This window comes from Spiroplasma taiwanense CT-1, assembly GCF_000439435.1.
GTDB classification, from domain to species: domain Bacteria; phylum Bacillota_I; class Bacilli_A; order Mycoplasmatales; family Mycoplasmataceae; genus Spiroplasma_A; species Spiroplasma_A taiwanense.
In genome coordinates this window covers 103646-120979 of the sequence record NC_021846.1, presented here as the reverse complement: position 1 = coordinate 120979, position 17334 = coordinate 103646, and the positions used below count along the sequence as shown (strand labels likewise).

Genomic DNA, 17334 nt, shown 5'->3' with positions numbered 1-17334 from the left:
TTTATTTTACCCCTTCTTCTCAAAAGTTTTCTAAGATTTCCTTTATTGTTTGAACATCATTTTCAGTTCCCAATAATTCAAATTGATAAAGTAAAGGCACATTTAATTTTTTAGAAATAATTGGTCCAGCAATCGCAAAAGTATCGCCAAAATTAGTATTTCCAGAAGCTATTACTCCTCTACATAAATTTCTGTTTTGATAATTATTTAAAAATTTGATAACTTGTTTTGGAACAGCACCTGTTAAGTCTGATCCTCCGCCTCCGTAAGTTGGCGTTACAATTACAAATTCCTTATTTACAATTAATTCCTCATCAATTTCTCATGGAATTCTATAATTTTCAAATTCCAGTTTTTGAATAAATCTATGAGTATTATTTGATGGCGAAGAAAAGTAAACTACTATTATTTCACCCATTGGTTTCAATATTTTTTCTCTTGAAACTCTTATTACATCACTATGCATAATTAAAACTCCCAATCCTCATCTTGTGTTTCTTCGGTTACACCCATAACATAAGAAGAACCATTTCCTGAAAAGAAATCATGATTTTCATCTGCTCTTGCAGATAATTGTGTAAATATTTCAGGCTCTATTCTTGTTTCTTCATCTGTAAATGGTGAATCATAACCTAAATTTTGCAAGAATTTTCCTGCATTATACAAGCTAAATTTAATAGCTTCTTCTGCTAATCCAAAACCTGCATATAACTCATTCAAATAATCTTTTTCTAAATCAATTAACTCAAATAGTAAATCAAAAACAAATTTTTTCATTTCCTCTTGTTTTTTTGGTTCCAATTTCTCTATTTTTCTTTGGTATTTATAACCACTATAGTAATTATGAATAACTTTGTCCCTTAAAATTAGTCTTATAATATCTGAAGTATTTGGCAGCTTACCACGTGCAGATAAATAAAATGGTAAATAAAAACCTCCATAAAGTAAAAAACCTGGCATTAATGCTGCTGCTACTTTTGATTTTAAAGAATCATTTCCAGTATAAAATGGTATTAAAACTTTAGCCCTTTCCTGTAAGCTTTTTGTATTGATAACTCACTCATGAGCTTCTTCAATTTGTTGACTTGAACACAAAGTAGAAAAAATTGTCCCATAACTTCTTGCGTGAACTGCAACCATAAAAGCAAAATTAGTATATATTACTTGTTCATGGTCTGTTAATGAATTTGGCACTTGTGCTGTATCTCCAACTGTTGCTTGAATTGTGTCTAATAAAGTTAAACCTGTAAAAGTTCTTGTTATTAATTCTTGTCATTCAGGCGTTAATGTTTTTCAAGATACTAAATCATTTGAAACTGGTATTTTTTCTGGTAATCAAAAATTTTGAGTTACTCTATTTCATACTTCTAAATCTTTTTCATCATTCATTACATTTCAATTAACAGATCTCATTTTTCCAGTAAAATTATTCATTGCATATTCTAATGGAGAATAAGATTCATTATAATACTGATTTTTTTGTTGTTTAGACATAATTACCCCCTCAATCTTTCAGTCTAACTATTAACTTTTTATTATTTAAAATTTGTATAGAAATAATTAAATTTAGGGTCATTAAAGATAGGTCCTAAATATTATTACACAAAACAAGTTATTTTTAGACTTATTTAGTGAAATAAAAACACGATATAAAATCGTGGCTAAAATATTATTTTTCAAATAATCTCTTTTATAGCCAGTAAAAGAATATATAAATTTAAAGCTAGGTATTCTGACTTTGGTTCATCTTAAATGTATTCTTTTCAAAAAATTAATTCTGATGGTTATACAATACTTAATTCCCAATACAGTTGCTGGTACAGTTTTGGCTTTTAACCAAATTCCCTAAAACTTTTAAATTGTTTAAATATTAAATTGTGTTTTTTATTTCTATTATGTTTATATATCAAAATATCGCAAAAAGGTATAAAAAATTAAAAAAAGAATTATTATTTTTTTAAAAAAAAATAGAAATTTTTTAAATATTAAAATTCTAAACCCTTCTTGAAATTACACCCTTTTCAAAATAATGTTTTCTGGGCGTAATTTCGGAAATAAGGTCTGCAATATCATTTAATTCTTTAAAAGAATACCTTCCAGATAATGCAACTTCTATATGTTGCTTTCTATTTAATAAAACTTGAATTATTTCTTCTTTATTAATAAAACCATTTCCAATAGCCCCTAAAATTTCATCTGCTAAGACTAAATCAACATTATCATCTTGAAGTAAATTTGTGAATTTTTCATACCCTTTTAATGTCTCTTTTTTTAAATAATTCAACTTCTTCTAGATTCATTTCTCAAACAAATTTTTTAGAAAAATGATAATAATTCTCAATTTTTATACCTATTTTTTCTAATACCTTATTTTCACTTGTTTCCCTATTTTTTAAAAATCTAATATATTTAACTTTTAAGCCTGCTCCAATAGCTCTTATAGCTGTTCCATTTAATATGGATGTTTTGCCCTTTCCCTCACCACAGTAAATATGTAAATATCTTTTTTTCATTTAAATTTCTCCTTTAATTTCATTTTTTCTATAAAAAAGATAACCGAAATAATTAAACCCTAAAAATATAAAAAAGTAAGTAAAAACATAATTTCATAAATTACTATTGATTTTATATTTGAAATATAATCTTCATTTAAATCTGAATTTTCAATACTAAATCTAAAGTCATTTTTTACTAATGAAGTATCAATTTTTTCCTGCTCATTTGTTAAATTAATATTGAAATAATTATTTATTACACCAATATCAACATTGCTAATAATTGATCAAATATCGTCTAAGGTTTTATTTAAATGGTTTTCCCCCATTCGTAGCAAGGAAAAATGATTAAACAAATTTAAATTGTTTTGAATTTTAAATTTGTCCATAATTTCAGATTGTTTTTTAATTGCAATTAGTTGTTGAGTATCAAAATTTAAGGAAGATCTTAATAAATTTAAAAAGTACCAATTAAAAACTAACTGAATTGATGTTTTATAATTTAATGTTAAAGAATTTAAAGTAACTTCTTTATTATCAGTATGACCATACTTAAAAATCAAACCTCCTTTAGTTCCAGGTGCAAATGAAATAACACTATTCATTTCATTAAGAAATTGAAATAAAATTGATGAGTTAGATATATGAATTAGTAAATTATTATATAAGCCATGATTTATATTTTTATTTTTTAAATAAATTGAAAAATCTGAAATACTACACATATTTTTTAAATATCTTTTATCTTTTTTTTCTTCTTTTCCATAGTTAAAAGGAATTTATTCTTTATTGCAATTCTGAATTCATTCATTTTCGAATAAGGAATTATTTATATCTGTAAAAAATTTAAAAATAGTTGGAGAATTTTTTTAAAATTCTTTTTTAAAGTCTTCAAAAAATATATCACCAAAATAAAATGCTCTTTCATATAAATCTCAATAATGTTGAATTCCATTATTTCATGAAATATTAAAGCCTAAATATTCTTTATTTAAAAATGAATATTCATAATTTTTTTTAATAAAATTATTAAAATTTTTCCCTAAAAAAATTTTTGCAGTTAATATAGTTTGATTTTTTAGTAATTCATATTCTACTTTTCCCTCATAATTATTAAAATATTTATAATTAAAAATTAATGGATTTAAAATTATTAAAAAACTCATTAGTAAAGGAATAAAAATTACAATTATCTGATGTATTATAAAAATTAAAAATAAAATTATTGAAAAAATAAAAACATCATATAAAAAATAAAAAGCAAATGGCAAAATTAATTTTGTTAAGTATATATCTTTTGGTAAATTATCCATTAAAGAAAATCCCATTAATTGAACTAAAAAAGTTATTATAATAATTTGTCAGATTAATATTTTTGAAATTAAAAATCTAATTAAAAAAATATTTTTTATTTTTACGCCAAATCTTTTTTCAATATTATGCATTCCATCATTATATTATTTTTTAAAAAAAATAAACATACAAATAAATTGATTAATGTAATTAGTAATATATCTATTGAATATTTTACGAAAAGCAAATTTCTTAAAGTTAACAATCCCAAAATTATTCCATTAAAAAAATAGTATTAAAAATAAAAAAAATAATAGATAAAATTAAAAAAGGAATATTAATGAAATCTTTTTAAAATTCATTTTCATTATTACAACTAATATTTTTTTGTTAATTTTCATTTTTTATTTCTTTTAATGCAGATTCAATTTTATTCATATCAATTTTATTAAAATTAATTAATTTATTATATATATTTTTAATTTTTTGCTTCTTAAAATCAAAGTGATTCTCATAAATTATTCTTCCATTATCAATTACTATTAAGTAATTTATTAAATCTTCTAATTCTTCAATCAAGTGAGTTGTTAAAAAATTGTTACACATTTTTTATTTAATAATTTTTCAATGTAAAATAAATATTCTTTGACTGTAAAATTTAAATTAATATTATTTAAATCAGGAAAAAAACTAATTTCTTGCAAAAAATTATTTAAGAAAATACTATTACCAAAATATAATATTTCGCCAAAATCTTTTTTTATTTCGCCAAAAATTAATTTCATCAACATCGTTTTTCCAGAACCATTATTACCTAAAAACCCAACTATTGCTCCTTGATTTACTTTGAATGAACTATTATCCAAAATTTTTTTTCCATTAATTTTCTTTGAAATATTTTTTAGTTCCAAAATAATTTTCATTTTAAAAATATTTCTTTAAAGTTAAATTTCAAATATTTATCAAGGGTTTATAACAAAAAAATGCAATTAAGAAATTTGAACAACCATGAATCAAATCAAAAATAAGACCCTTAATTCAATATGTATAAAAAATAAATTTATTATATAAGGAATCAATTGCTCCAAAAGAAAAGCCAAATAAAGTACAAATAAAAATAAATGTAAAACAATTTAATATTTTTGCTTTTTTAAAAATAAAAATAACATTAACAAGTAAGGGTCAAATAATAAAGTAAGTTATTATTCAATCTCCAAAACCATAATATAATCCTTATAAAAAACAAAAAATTAGACTAATTGATAATGAAAATCCAAATTTAAAAATAACAACTGAATATGCAATTAATAAAGTTACTAGTTCAACATTTGGAACAAAAAATAAAACTATTTGAGAAATAAAAACTAATACCAAATATAAAGCTAAAACAGTTATATTGAAAGTAGCTCTAAAATTAGAACTAAAATTTTTCGAATTTAAAAACAAAATCATTTTCCCTTGCTAAATATAAATCCGCTGCTCCAACATTAGATGAAAAATTAATTTCATCTTTACATGAATTATGAGTCGCAGAATAGATCATTCAAAAAAAATTATTTGCATTTTCAATTTCCAAAATTTTTTTTAAAAAATTTTGAGCACTAAAAACAAATCTTGAATCATTTTTTAAAACATTTAATAAACTTAAACCAATAACATTTTCTTTTCTTTCTTCCAAAATTATTTCATCCTGATTAAATACTTTTACTTTTAAAAAACTATTATTTTCACTATTTACAACATCATTTTTAAAAGTAAAAAATTTATAAATAAAGATTGAAGATAAAATAATAAAGAAAACTAAAAAAATAGTTAAAATATTTACTGCAATTTTATATTTTTTCATAAACAAATTCCTCTAATAATTAATTTTTTTTAAATATGATCCTCATATTTCAATTTTTTCATTACTATCTTTTGAGTATCTTATATTAGTTTTAAATAAAATAGAATGTGGACCAAAATTATTTTGTTTTTTAAAGATTATTTTATTTAAATCATTTTCATCTATATAAGGTTTACTTTCTGTGTTTCAACTATTTATTCCAGAATAAACATCAATTTCGATATCTTCAATTTTTAATTTTCTATTTATAGGAAGCAATCCAATGCTTCTTAGTCTAACTGACAAAAAACCAAATTATCTTTTTTTAACTCGTTGATAGAAACTCATTGCTCTCCATCTCAGTCACAACCTTCTTCACCAATTTGTGAGCCAATATTTTCCTTAGTACAAATTATATTTTGTTTTTCATTTCCATTAAATGCAATTGTTATAAATGCTTCTTGTGAAATAAATTTATTTTGTGCTTTTTCAATATTTTTATTTAATTCTATAAAAGTATCTTTATTTAATATTTCAATAGGAACAAAATTATAATTATAAATTTTTCCTACTATATTAAAAAAATTTATTTCATCATCCTTAAAACTTAATTTTAATGAAAAATATTTAAACATATATTGATTTGATGTAGTTGCAACTGAATCTATTTTTTGTAAGTCTAACTTTAAATCTTCTGGATTTAAAGTTAAATTATTTTCAATCAGTTTTCACATTCTTAAATTAGAAGAAAAAATATCAATAACTTTTTTATTAATATCTTGAATAAATATTTCATTATTTTCAAATTTTTGCTGATCAACTTTTATTATAGAATTATTTACCATATAAGATTTTATATAATTATTTTTAATATTATTTCATTTAAAAAAGATTTTTTCTAAATTTTTTTGAGTATCTTTAATATAACTATAATCAATAAAATCCTAATCTGCCACTTTAGGAATTGAACAAGAAATTATATTTGTGCATAAAAATACAAAAGTTGAAATTGCCAAACTAAAACTATTTAATAATGATAATATTTTTTTCATATCGTTTTCTCCAATTAATAAATAATAGTGAAATAAAAACACGATTTTTTACAATCGTGTCTAATTAACATTTATTTTAAATAAATATTTTCTTTCATAGCCAGTAAAAGAATAATAAAATATTACATAAAAATAAGGTATCCTAACTTTGGTTCATCTTAAATATATCCTTCTCAGAAAATTAATTCCAATGATTATATAATATTTAATTCCCATTACAGCTGCTGTTACAGTTTTGGCTTTTAACCAAATTCCCTTATAGTGTGTGTTTAAATTTCAATTTCATTATATCTATAAAAATTATAAAAAAGATTTTTAAAATTAAAAAGAATTGGATTAAATTCTAATTCTTATAAACCACATTTCAATTGTGCTCCACAATTAGCATAAGTTATACAACCTGCTGATTCAATTAAAGTTCCAATTGTACACATAGGGCACAAATAACCAACATCATTTCCTATTTTTTGCTCCTTTGTAATTTTTTTTGGAATATCTTGCTCATTAATTGGTAATAATTTTTCTTCTATAACTTCTTCTGTATCTGTCGATTCAAGAGAAAGAACTTGAGAATCTCTACTTCCATCAACATAAACAGTCCATCCTTTGGCACCGCCCTTATATAGTCTCATGTATATTTTTTCTACTTGTTCAACTTTATATCCTTTTGGAGCATTAACAGTTTTTGAAATTGAAGAATCAACTCACCTTTGAATTATACATTGAACATCTGCATGATCTTCAAGAGATAATTGCATTGCACTTACAAAATATTCTGAAAGAGGTTTATCTTTAAAAGTAGGATTTAGTAACAATCAATCTTCAACAATTTTTGCTTTTACTTCCATAAATTTTCCAAGTCTTCCACTTCTAAAATAACTAAAAGCAAAATATGGTTCCAACCCTGTTGAACAACCAACCATAGTTCCTGTTGAACCTGTTGGAGCTACTGTTATTAAGTGTGAGTTTCTTAATCCAAATTTAATAATACAATCTTGAATTTCTTTTGACATTTTTTTCATAAAACCTGATTGAATAAATTTACTTCTATCTTCTAAAAAAGGAAAAGATCCTTTTTTTTTGCTAATTCTATTGAAGTTTTATAAGCTGTTACTGTTATTGTTTCAAATACTTTATTGACTATTTTATTTCCTTCTTTTGAACCATACTTTATACCAGCTCAAATTAATAAATCATGTAATCCCATAACACCTAAACCAACTCTTCTTTCTCCAAGAGCTGGTTTTTTATTTTCTTCTAAAAAATAAGGAGTTGAATCAATTACATTATCTTGCATTCTTACACAGACCTCCACTGTATTTTTTAATTTGTCATAAAGAATTTCTTTTGTATCCTTATTAACAAAATTTGACAAATTTATTGCAGATAAATTACATACCGAATATGGTGCAAGTGGTTGTTCTCCACATGGATTTGTAGCAACAATTTTTTGCCCATAACTTTTTGCATTTTTCATATCGTTTGCCGCGTCTAAAAAGAAAATTCCAGGTTCTGCTAAATAAGTTGCACAAAAATTAATTAAATCTCCCAAATCTTTTGCCCTAATTTTCTTATATTTTTTAAAGGATATCCAAGTTTTTCTCATTCAAAAATATCTCCAATTTCAGATCATTTATTGTCATAAAAATATTTTTGCTCTTTTGTAAGAATTTCTAAATCTGGGTATTTTAATTCTCAATCAAGGTTTTCTTCAACTGCCTTCATAAATTTATGTGAAATTGTAACCGAAATATTTGCACCTGTAATAAATTCTGGATTTGAAACAACTCACCTTCCACCAATTTTTAATTTTTCTTGAGTTTCATCTAAAACTTCTTTATCAACATTATCTTTATTTTTTACAATTGATTCATACATTTTTAATTCAAAATCATTTAAGTATTCAAATCGTAATTTATTATTTGCTTCTTGACGAATTAATTCACTTGGTGAATTATTTCTTAATCAAAGTAATATACTTGAGTTTTGCATTTTTGAAACAACAAATTCAATAATATCAGGATGTCAATCGGCAAGCATAATCATCTGAGCCTCTCTTCTTGAACCTCCTTGTTCAATTAAGTGAGTTAAAAGCGATAGATCATTCAATCAAGAAACTGCTTCACTAGATCTTCCCCCAACTGATTTTGCAGGAGCTCCTTTTGGTCTCAAAGTAGAACCATTTGTTCCAACTCCTCCTCCTCTTGACATAATTTCTGTTACTTGAGATCTATGACTTGAAATTCCCATTCTATCATCTTTAATAAAAGGCATAACATAGCAATTAAAATAAGTAACTTCACTTCCACTACCTGCTCAATATAAAACTCTACCTGCTGGAATTATATTTAATTCTCTAACTCTTTTGCAAATTTATGCCCTATTTCTTCTCTTAACTCTTCTTTTTCTACTTTTGCCAAATTATGACCAACTCTTTTTGCAATTTGTTCAAAAAATAATTCTAATGGTTTTTCTAATTCATATTTTTGTTTTATAATTAAATTTTCTGAATTAGTCTGCTTTAATAATTCATGGTCAATTGAATTAATGTAGTTTTCTTCAATTTCAATAAGATAATTATTATTTTCTCTTATTTCTTTAACATATCCAATTGCCCTACTGGGAAAAACAGAATCAGCTTTTACAGTAGTTATTATTAAATCTCCAATTTGCAGTGAAATTAAATTTTTATCTTTTTGTGAATATCTATCTAGCATTACCATTCTTGAGACACCATCAAAAAACATTTTATCTGTATCTTCTATTTCATATAAATGATTAAAATATTTTTTAATATTATTATTCAAATTATTAATTTGTTCCTTTTTATAGCCCATTTTTTTCTCTCCTTTAAACAACATAGTTGTTTTTTTAATTTAATTCATTTTAAAATAAAAGTCAATACATTAAAAGTGAAAAAAATTATTAAAAATAAAAAACCCAAAATGGGTTTTTTTATTTTAGCAACTATATAATTGAATTATCTTTCATTGCTTGTTCAATTGCTGCAATCGCTTCTTTTTCATCATCTCCTGATGCTTCAATTGTAATTTCAGCACCAGATTTAACTGCTAAAGCCATAACGTTCATAATTGATTTTAAATTTCCTTCTTTTTCTCCAGATTTAATTTTTATTTCTGAAGCAAACTTTGAAGCTTCTTTTGTCAAAACTGAAGCTGGTCTTGCATGTAAACCTACAGGATCAATTACTTTTGCTGTAAATGAAGTCATATTCTTATTCCTCCTTGACATTATTATTTTATATAAATCTTTTTTATATACAATAGATTTTTTCCAATTTAAATAAATTTTTTGAAAAAATTTTACATTTTTTCTCATGCATTTGTTTTAATTGGTAAAGATTTAACACCATAAGTTGGATTTGAAAAGGCAACTGAAATAAATTTGTCTACAACTTTAACAACTATTCCTTCCCCAAACATCATATGATTAATCTTATCGCCTTTAACAACTCCTGCTTCATATTTTTCTTGTTTTTTAATTAATAAACTACCATTTCCTTTAAAACTACTTGATTTTTCTGTTAATGAATGAAAATATATATTTTTCTCTATTTCGTATAAATTTGGATCCAATTCCGAAATAAATCTTGAGGCGCCAAGTTCTCCATTTGAAATATATGAATACCCACCAGTTACATAAGAAATATATAATAGTTCTTGTGCTCTAGTTATAGCAACATAAAAAGCTCTTCTTTCTTCTTCTAACTGATCAATTGAATTAAAGCTCATTTTTGATGGAAATACGTCTTTGTTCAAACCTACAATAAAAACAATTTTATTTTCTAAACCTTTAGCTGCATGAATTGTCAATAAAGCAACTTTATTAATTGATTTTAAATCATCTTGTACATTTGTAAGTGCTTCATTTTGTAAAAATAAAATCAATCTATTTTCTGAATTTTTTTCAGTCTCATATTCAAAATCAAATTTTTCCATTTTATCATAATATGCTTTTAAATTCTGCAATGCTTCTTCATCTTCTTTTATTTTTAAATCTAATCTGTCATTATATCCGCTTATTGCTACTAATGTTTGTGCAATATCAACTATTTTGCTATTTTTTTCAAATAGCTGTCTTCCTTTTAAAAGACAAAAAATTAAATCCTTTAAGTTTTTTGAGATTTGTAATACTTTTTCTTGGTCATATAGTAAAAAATCAAAAAGACTTACATTATTTTCACTAGCAGCTTTAAATAATTTATCAATTGTAACAGCTCCAACTTTTGGTGTAAAAGCTAGAACTCTTTCTAACGCAATATCATTTTTCAAAGCTACTACTTTTAATAATGCTGTTATATCCTTAATAATTTTTCTTTCTCTAAATTGAAACCCACCAATTAATTGAAAAGGAATTTTATAATTTTGAAATTCTTTTTCAAATTCTGGTAATCAAGCATTCATTCTAAATAGGACAAAAAAATCAGAATAATTATAATTTTTTTGTTTTATTAATTCTTTAATTTTTAATGCTACATATTTTGCTTCAAAATTTCTTGAAGCAGCTTCTTTTAAATAAACCATTTCTCCTGCATCTTTTTTAGTAAAAATATCTTTCTTTTCTCTATTTTTGTTATTTTCAATAAAATTATTTGCCAAATCCAAAATTGATTTTGTTGATCTATAATTTTCATTCAATACAATTGTTCTTGCATTTCTAAATTCTTTATTAAAATTTAAAATTATATTAACTTTTGCTCCTCTTCAAGAATAAATTGTTTGATCTGAATCACCAACTACAGTTAAATTATTTTTACTACCTACCAAGCCTTTTATTAAATCAAATTGAGCATAATTTGTATCTTGAAATTCGTCAACTAACACATAATCAAATTTATTTCTTCATTTTCTTTGTACATTTAAATTTTTTAAAAATAATTTATGTACCTTTAAAATTAAGTCATCAAAATCTAAAAATTTTTTCTTTAATAAAAAGGCTTCATAATCTCTATAAACTTTTGCTCATTTTTTTTCTTCAAGTTTGAATGTTTCAGCAAATGCATTTTCTCATGGTGTAAATGAATTTTTTCATTTACTTATTTTTAAAATAATTTTTCTCTCTACTTTTTCTTTTTCGATATCAATTCCTAAGTCTTTCATTATTTGTCTTACAATTTTAAACTGATCACTTGAATCAATAATAGTAAAATTTTTTTCTAAACCAATATATTCTCCATCTTCTCTTAAAATTCTTACACAAAGAGAATGAAAAGTTGAAATTAAAGGTTTACTTTCTAAGTTAGGTAAAATATTTCCGATTCTTTGTTTCATTTCTTGAGCTGCTTTATTTGTGAAAGTAACAGCTAAAATTTTATATGGTAAAATATTTAATTTTTCAATTAAATATGCAATTTTATATGTAATAACTCTTGTTTTTCCACTTCCAGCTCCTGCTATAATTATTAAAGGAACATCTGTTGTTATTACTGAATCTAATTGCTCATCATTTAATTGTTTTAATAAATCATTCATAAAAAGTACTCCAATCTTTTTAAAATTTGTTTATCCTTAAATGTTTAAGTCATTATATAACGCTTCAAAAAATTCACTTTCAATTAACTTATTATGACCTGGTTTTGAACTTAACATTAAACACATTGTTATTCCATTTTTTGGATCAACTAAACCTGTTGAACCTAAAAGACCATCTCATCCAAATTCACCAAGCTCTGTTTTTGGATATAAATTATTTTTAATTCTAACCCTTACACCATATCCATAACTATAATCCTCATTTAAAGTTCAAATAAAATTTTTCTTTAAATCACCAAGTTGATTACTAGACATATCTCTAATTAAATTCATACTCAATAATTGATTTTGTTTTTTATCTTTACCATCAATTAAAAAGTTTAAAAAATTTAAATAATCTTTTGCAGTTGTAAACAATCCTGCTCCACCCATTGGCATGGGAGGGACCTTTTCATAATCTTGAATAAAAAAATTAAAATTTTCTACTTTTGTTAATTCAACTTGATCATTTTCATTTAATGTCCAATTGTAGACACAAGCTTCTCTATTTTTATCCTTTAAATAAAAATCACTGTCATTCATTTCCAATTTATCAAAAATTTCTTCTTTAACAAAATCTCTAAAGTTTTTATTAGAAACTTTTTCAATGATTGCTGCAAGTACATCAATAGATAAACCATATCTTCAATTTTCACCAGGATTAAATGATAATGGAATTTTTGAAAGTAGTTTTATAAAAGTTTCATAATTCATATATTTTCCATTATTTTTTTTGTGAAATTCTTTTAATAAAAATGAAGTTTGTAATTGTGTATCATTTTTATTACCTGCATATGTTATACCAGATGTCATTGTTAATAAATTTCATATCCTTAAATCTTTTTTCGTATTTTCTGTTTCTTTTGAGTTTTGCTCTTTTAAAACTAAAACATTTTCAAATTCAGGTAAATATTTTGAAACTTTATCATTAATATTAATTATTTTTCTATCTACCAAGATTAATGCTGCAACAACTGTTACTGGTTTAGTCATAGAGTATGCTCTAAAAATTAAATTATCTTTCATTTTTGTATTTTTATCAACATCATTTATTCCATATTCATTTTCAAAAATAATTTCCCCATGTTTTGCTACTTTTAAAACTGCTCCTGTAAAATATTTTTTTTCAATTAGTTCATTTATTTTTTGATTTGTATTATAAAAATTATTCATTATTCTCACCAATAAGTTTTTCTATTTCTTTAATATTAACATTTCCAGGTAAATCATTTTCTAAATGAATATGATTTACTTTTTTTCCTTCTATATCAACTTTTTGATTTTTGACAAGTATTTTCTCTAAGAAAAACACTCTTAATTTTAATTTTAAATCTATTGAAGAAAGTTTATCTTTTTGCAAATAAATTGTTAAAGGAATATACAAAAATCAAATTCCACAAAATGTATATCCTATATTCTGAATTATATTTGCAATTGTTCATCCATTTTCGTTTTGATTATTATTACCTGGAGAAAAATTTGCAAAAATTATTATTGAAATTATTTGACATACTAATTGAAATAATAATGGAATATATAAAAAATACAACTCTCTTAGAAATATATTTGAAATTTTTATTTTTTGATTTTGGATGTTTACTAATTTTAAATGAAACAATTTTTTGCCTATTGTATTTCCCTTTAATAAAAATGGAATAATAACAAAATATAAAAATATAAAAATTTGACTTACCGAAATATTTATTAAAGCACTTTGTCAATCAGATATTTTATAAAAAAATAATAAAATAAAATTTGGAATGGAGCATAAGATAAGATCAAATAATCTAGCAAAAAAAATTCTTCCCAAATGAGGTTTAACCAAATTATATGAAGAATTTTTTTGTTTTTTTAATTTTAAATTTTTTTGTACCATTTAAGTCACCTTAATTTATTTTGCTCTCTTTAGATTTTCTTTTATATAGGTACCAAAGTTATTAACTATTTCTTTAAATCTTTCATCATTTGTCTTTTTAAAAATAATATTATTTTTTAAAAAATCATCTCTTTTATCTTCAAATTTTCTATTTGCAAAAGCTGTTGCCTTTTTAATTAATATTTTATTATCATATGTTCTAATTTCTCATAATCACAAATGAATCAAAACCTTATAATAAGAATAATTTAAATAATCTTTTAACTGTTTAAATTTTCCAATTCTTCTATAATAGTTTAATATATGATTTCATTGATTTACAACATCAAAAACTGAATATGAAACTGGTCCAATATTAACAGTACCGAGTGGCTTTGTATCTAAAAATAAGTATGAATTTGTTTGCCCTAAAACTTTGTATACAAATAATAAATCAAATCTAACAAATCTTCTAAATTTAAAACCAAACTCATTTAAAATTTTAGCCTTAAATAATTTATTGTATAGTACAACATTTACATAAGCAAATGGATCAAATTCAGAAGATAAATTATAAATTTTTCCTTTTTCTAAATATGTTAAAGTATCAATATGAACACTTCCTGTTAAGTTAACTGTATATTCAACTAAATCAATTTCTCTTTCTTTAAAATTATTTAATTCCTTTTTAATAGTTTCAACGAAGTCAGGATTTAGTATATTACCTTGAGCAATAAATTTAATATATTCTCCCTCAGCTAAATCAATGCCTGTATTTCAAGAAACTGAGGCCCCTTGAATTGAATTATTAAAAACTAATTTTATGTTTGAATTATTTCAAAATAATTCTTTTAATCATTCATCTTTTGAATTATCTTCAATAGTTCTGTCACAAACTAAAATAATTTCATAATCATTATCTGTCTGTTTTTTTATGCTATCTATTGTCTCTTTAACTTTATTCCCAAACTCTTGATAAACCAATACAAATGAAATTAGCATACTATTCCCTCCTGACTAGTATAATTTTACACCAAAAAAAATAGCATAAATTTAATATTTTAAAAAGAAATAATATTATCTAATTTGAAATAAAAAAAATAGTAAATTTTCCATTTATTTTTTTATTAAAAAAATAAATTTTTTGGAGTTCTTGGAAAAGGAATTACATCTCTTATATTACTTGCTCCTGTTACATACATGATTAATCTTTCAAAACCTAAACCAAATCCAGAAGACTTATAATAACCATATTTTCTTAAATCATTATATCATCATAAATCTTTTGGATTCATGCCCATTTCCTCTGATCTTTTTATTAACTTTTCATAGTTATCTTCTCTTTGACTTCCACCAACTAATTCACCAATTCCTGGAACTAATAAATCTGCTGCTGCAACTGTTCTATTATCACTATTTTGCTTCATATAAAATGCTTTTATTTCCTTTGGATAATTAGTAACAAAAGTAGGCTTTTTATTTACAACTTCACAAATATATCTCTCATGTTCTGTTCCTAAATCTAAGCCAAATTCAATATTATTTTCTTCAAATACATAACCATTTTTAACTGCATCCTTCAAGATTTCTATTACTTGTTCATAAGAATTTACTGCAAAGTTTGAGTTTCTTAGAATATTTAATTTTTCAATCAAGCCTGCTTCCAAATTATCATTACAGAATTTTAGCTCATCAATATTATTATCAAATAAATAATTTACAATATATTTTATTAATTCTTCAATAACTTCTAAGTTAATAGATAAATCAACAAAGGCCATTTCTGGTTCAATCATTCAAAATTCTGCAGCGTGTTTTGAAGTATAAGAATTTTCTGCTCTAAATGTAGGTCCAAAAGTATAAACATTTTTAAAAGCTTGCGCATATGCTTCAGCATTCAATTGACCTGATACAGTTAAAGCTGCTTTTTTCCCAAAAAAATCTTGACTATATTTTCCATCAGTTCTTGTTGTTACAACAAAAGCTTCACCTGCACCTTCAGCATCATTTTCAGTAATTATTGGAGAGTTGACATAAACAAAATTTTTTTCTTGAAAAAATTTATGAATTGCAAAAGCTGCAGAAGATCTTATTTTAAAGATTGCTTGAAAAGTTTTTGTTCTTGCACGTAAATGAGCAATTTCACGTAAAAATTCTTGTGAATGTTCTTTTTTCTGCAAAGGGTATTCTTCAATAGACTGATCTAATAAATTAATTTTTGTTGCTTGAATTTCAAAAGGTTGAGGCTTACCAGAAGTTAAAATTAAATTTCCAGTAACTTCAAAAATTGAACTTACTCTACCTTGTGATACTAAATCATAATTTTCTATATCGTTTTTATAAACAACTTGAATATCATTAATTGTTGTTCCATCATTTAAAACTAAAAAAGAAACCACTTTACTTTGCCTATGACTTCTAACCCTTCCAATAAAAGTAATTTGATTTTCAACTAATTTTAAATACGACTCAAAGATTTCTTTTATATCTTTCATTTTAATTTTCTCCTTTTATATAAATATATTATATATTCTAAAATAAAAAAAATAAGTAAAACCTATTTTTTAAATATTTAAAATTTATTATTATAACTATTTACAAACTCTTTTCTTAAGGAAATATTTTTATTAATTATATTACTATTATATTTTTCCTTAATTTTTTCAATATTATTTTTAAATTTAGATAAATATTCTTTTTTCTGATATTTATCTAAATTTGATATTTTTTCAGTTTTTTGTTTCACTAAATTTTGAATTAACTCATTTTTTAATTTTAGTTCATTTTTTTTAAACTCCATCAAATTTTGTTTTTGAGTTTTTACAAACTTAGATTCCTCATTTTTTAAAGAATTTAATACTAACTTTGCTTTATTAATTTCTTGCCTTCTATTTTTTTTATAGTCATTAATTTCATTTTTTAATTTTTGAATTTCCTCATAAATCTTTTGTTTTTCATTATCAATTTTTGATAATTTTAACTTATCTTTTTTTAATGAAATTTCATTTTTTAATTCTGTAATTTTTTCAGCTCAATTATTATTAATTTTTTCTATATTTTTTAGGTGTGCTTCTTTTACAAAGCCTATTTTTCCTTGACTTGCTATTAAAAGTAAACCATATGAAAATACTGTTAAAGCAACTCCTACACCCACCGAAATGAAATAAATTGCAATTTGAGAACCATAAGGAACGGCTCCTAAAAATGCAACAATAGGGTCCCCCATGTGCTGCAAAATCTTCTATTTTAAATGCTCCTGCAATTGCTCCTGCAACCATTCCAC

General features: G+C 23.2%; 19 protein-coding genes, 1 pseudogene and 2 riboswitches. All 20 genes and pseudogenes read right to left on the bottom strand.

What is annotated here, in order from left to right; translation table 4 throughout:
- Position 1: 1 nt before the first annotated feature.
- Complete coding sequence (gene nrdI / locus STAIW_RS00565) at positions 2-466, bottom strand: class Ib ribonucleoside-diphosphate reductase assembly flavoprotein NrdI (protein WP_020833945.1); 465 nt, start codon at positions 464-466, stop codon at positions 2-4.
- A gap of 2 nt (positions 467-468) precedes the next feature.
- The gene (gene nrdF / locus STAIW_RS00560; RefSeq protein ID WP_020833944.1) at positions 469-1494 is read right to left on the bottom strand and encodes a class 1b ribonucleoside-diphosphate reductase subunit beta; all 1026 of its coding nucleotides are present in this window, start codon (positions 1492-1494) and stop codon (positions 469-471) included.
- A gap of 231 nt (positions 1495-1725) precedes the next feature.
- Positions 1726-1847: riboswitch (cobalamin riboswitch) on the bottom strand.
- 146 nt (positions 1848-1993) lie between these two features.
- Positions 1994-2284: a cob(I)yrinic acid a,c-diamide adenosyltransferase gene (locus STAIW_RS06635; protein WP_053228486.1), complete on the bottom strand. Its 291-nt coding sequence runs from the start codon at positions 2282-2284 to the stop codon at positions 1994-1996.
- Positions 2217-2513 (bottom strand): cob(I)yrinic acid a,c-diamide adenosyltransferase, encoded by a 297-nt coding sequence (locus STAIW_RS06800; protein ID WP_020833943.1) that lies wholly within the window; start codon positions 2511-2513, stop codon positions 2217-2219. The genes STAIW_RS06635 and STAIW_RS06800 overlap by 68 nt, the downstream gene beginning before the upstream one ends.
- A gap of 59 nt (positions 2514-2572) precedes the next feature.
- Entirely contained in the window at positions 2573-3220 is a 648-nt protein-coding gene (locus STAIW_RS00550; protein WP_020833942.1) for a hypothetical protein, read from the bottom strand.
- Between the two features lie 144 nt (positions 3221-3364).
- The gene (locus tag STAIW_RS00545) at positions 3365-3940 is read right to left on the bottom strand and encodes a hypothetical protein (protein ID WP_020833941.1); all 576 of its coding nucleotides are present in this window, start codon (positions 3938-3940) and stop codon (positions 3365-3367) included.
- 238 nt (positions 3941-4178) lie between these two features.
- Complete coding sequence (locus STAIW_RS00540; protein ID WP_020833940.1) at positions 4179-4394, bottom strand: hypothetical protein; 216 nt, start codon at positions 4392-4394, stop codon at positions 4179-4181.
- The gene (locus STAIW_RS00535; RefSeq protein ID WP_020833939.1) at positions 4376-4711 is read right to left on the bottom strand and encodes an ATP-binding cassette domain-containing protein; all 336 of its coding nucleotides are present in this window, start codon (positions 4709-4711) and stop codon (positions 4376-4378) included. Before STAIW_RS00535 ends, STAIW_RS00540 begins: the two co-directional genes overlap by 19 nt.
- A gap of 310 nt (positions 4712-5021) precedes the next feature.
- Positions 5022-5234: a hypothetical protein gene (locus STAIW_RS00530; RefSeq protein WP_148285959.1), complete on the bottom strand. Its 213-nt coding sequence runs from the start codon at positions 5232-5234 to the stop codon at positions 5022-5024.
- Complete coding sequence (locus STAIW_RS00525) at positions 5209-5634, bottom strand: hypothetical protein (protein WP_020833937.1); 426 nt, start codon at positions 5632-5634, stop codon at positions 5209-5211. Before STAIW_RS00525 ends, STAIW_RS00530 begins: the two co-directional genes overlap by 26 nt.
- A 12-nt stretch (positions 5635-5646) precedes the next feature.
- The gene (locus STAIW_RS00520; protein WP_020833936.1) at positions 5647-5919 is read right to left on the bottom strand and encodes a hypothetical protein; all 273 of its coding nucleotides are present in this window, start codon (positions 5917-5919) and stop codon (positions 5647-5649) included.
- Positions 5904-6458 (bottom strand): hypothetical protein, encoded by a 555-nt coding sequence (locus tag STAIW_RS00515; protein WP_020833935.1) that lies wholly within the window; start codon positions 6456-6458, stop codon positions 5904-5906. The genes STAIW_RS00520 and STAIW_RS00515 overlap by 16 nt, the downstream gene beginning before the upstream one ends.
- Positions 6459-6800: 342 nt before the next feature.
- Positions 6801-6922: riboswitch (cobalamin riboswitch) on the bottom strand.
- 93 nt (positions 6923-7015) lie between these two features.
- Positions 7016-9502: pseudogene (locus STAIW_RS06795) on the bottom strand (vitamin B12-dependent ribonucleotide reductase).
- Between the two features lie 130 nt (positions 9503-9632).
- Complete coding sequence (locus STAIW_RS00505; protein ID WP_020833934.1) at positions 9633-9896, bottom strand: HPr family phosphocarrier protein; 264 nt, start codon at positions 9894-9896, stop codon at positions 9633-9635.
- A 92-nt stretch (positions 9897-9988) separates the two neighbouring features.
- A complete protein-coding gene (locus tag STAIW_RS00500; RefSeq protein ID WP_020833933.1) occupies positions 9989-12157 on the bottom strand; it encodes an ATP-dependent helicase in 2169 nt (722 codons plus the stop codon).
- A 36-nt stretch (positions 12158-12193) separates the two neighbouring features.
- A complete protein-coding gene (locus tag STAIW_RS00495) occupies positions 12194-13369 on the bottom strand; it encodes a serine hydrolase domain-containing protein (protein ID WP_020833932.1) in 1176 nt (391 codons plus the stop codon).
- Positions 13362-14072 (bottom strand): RDD family protein, encoded by a 711-nt coding sequence (locus STAIW_RS00490; protein ID WP_020833931.1) that lies wholly within the window; start codon positions 14070-14072, stop codon positions 13362-13364. Before STAIW_RS00490 ends, STAIW_RS00495 begins: the two co-directional genes overlap by 8 nt.
- A gap of 15 nt (positions 14073-14087) precedes the next feature.
- Positions 14088-15053 carry a glycosyltransferase family 2 protein gene (locus tag STAIW_RS00485; protein ID WP_020833930.1) on the bottom strand — a complete coding sequence of 322 codons (966 nt, stop codon included), beginning with the start codon at positions 15051-15053 and terminating at the stop codon, positions 14088-14090.
- Positions 15054-15178: 125 nt separating this feature from the next.
- Positions 15179-16546: an asparagine--tRNA ligase gene (gene asnS / locus STAIW_RS00480; protein WP_020833929.1), complete on the bottom strand. Its 1368-nt coding sequence runs from the start codon at positions 16544-16546 to the stop codon at positions 15179-15181.
- 77 nt (positions 16547-16623) lie between these two features.
- The gene (locus tag STAIW_RS06330; protein WP_201764815.1) at positions 16624-17277 is read right to left on the bottom strand and encodes a hypothetical protein; all 654 of its coding nucleotides are present in this window, start codon (positions 17275-17277) and stop codon (positions 16624-16626) included.
- Positions 17278-17334 lie beyond the last annotated feature (57 nt).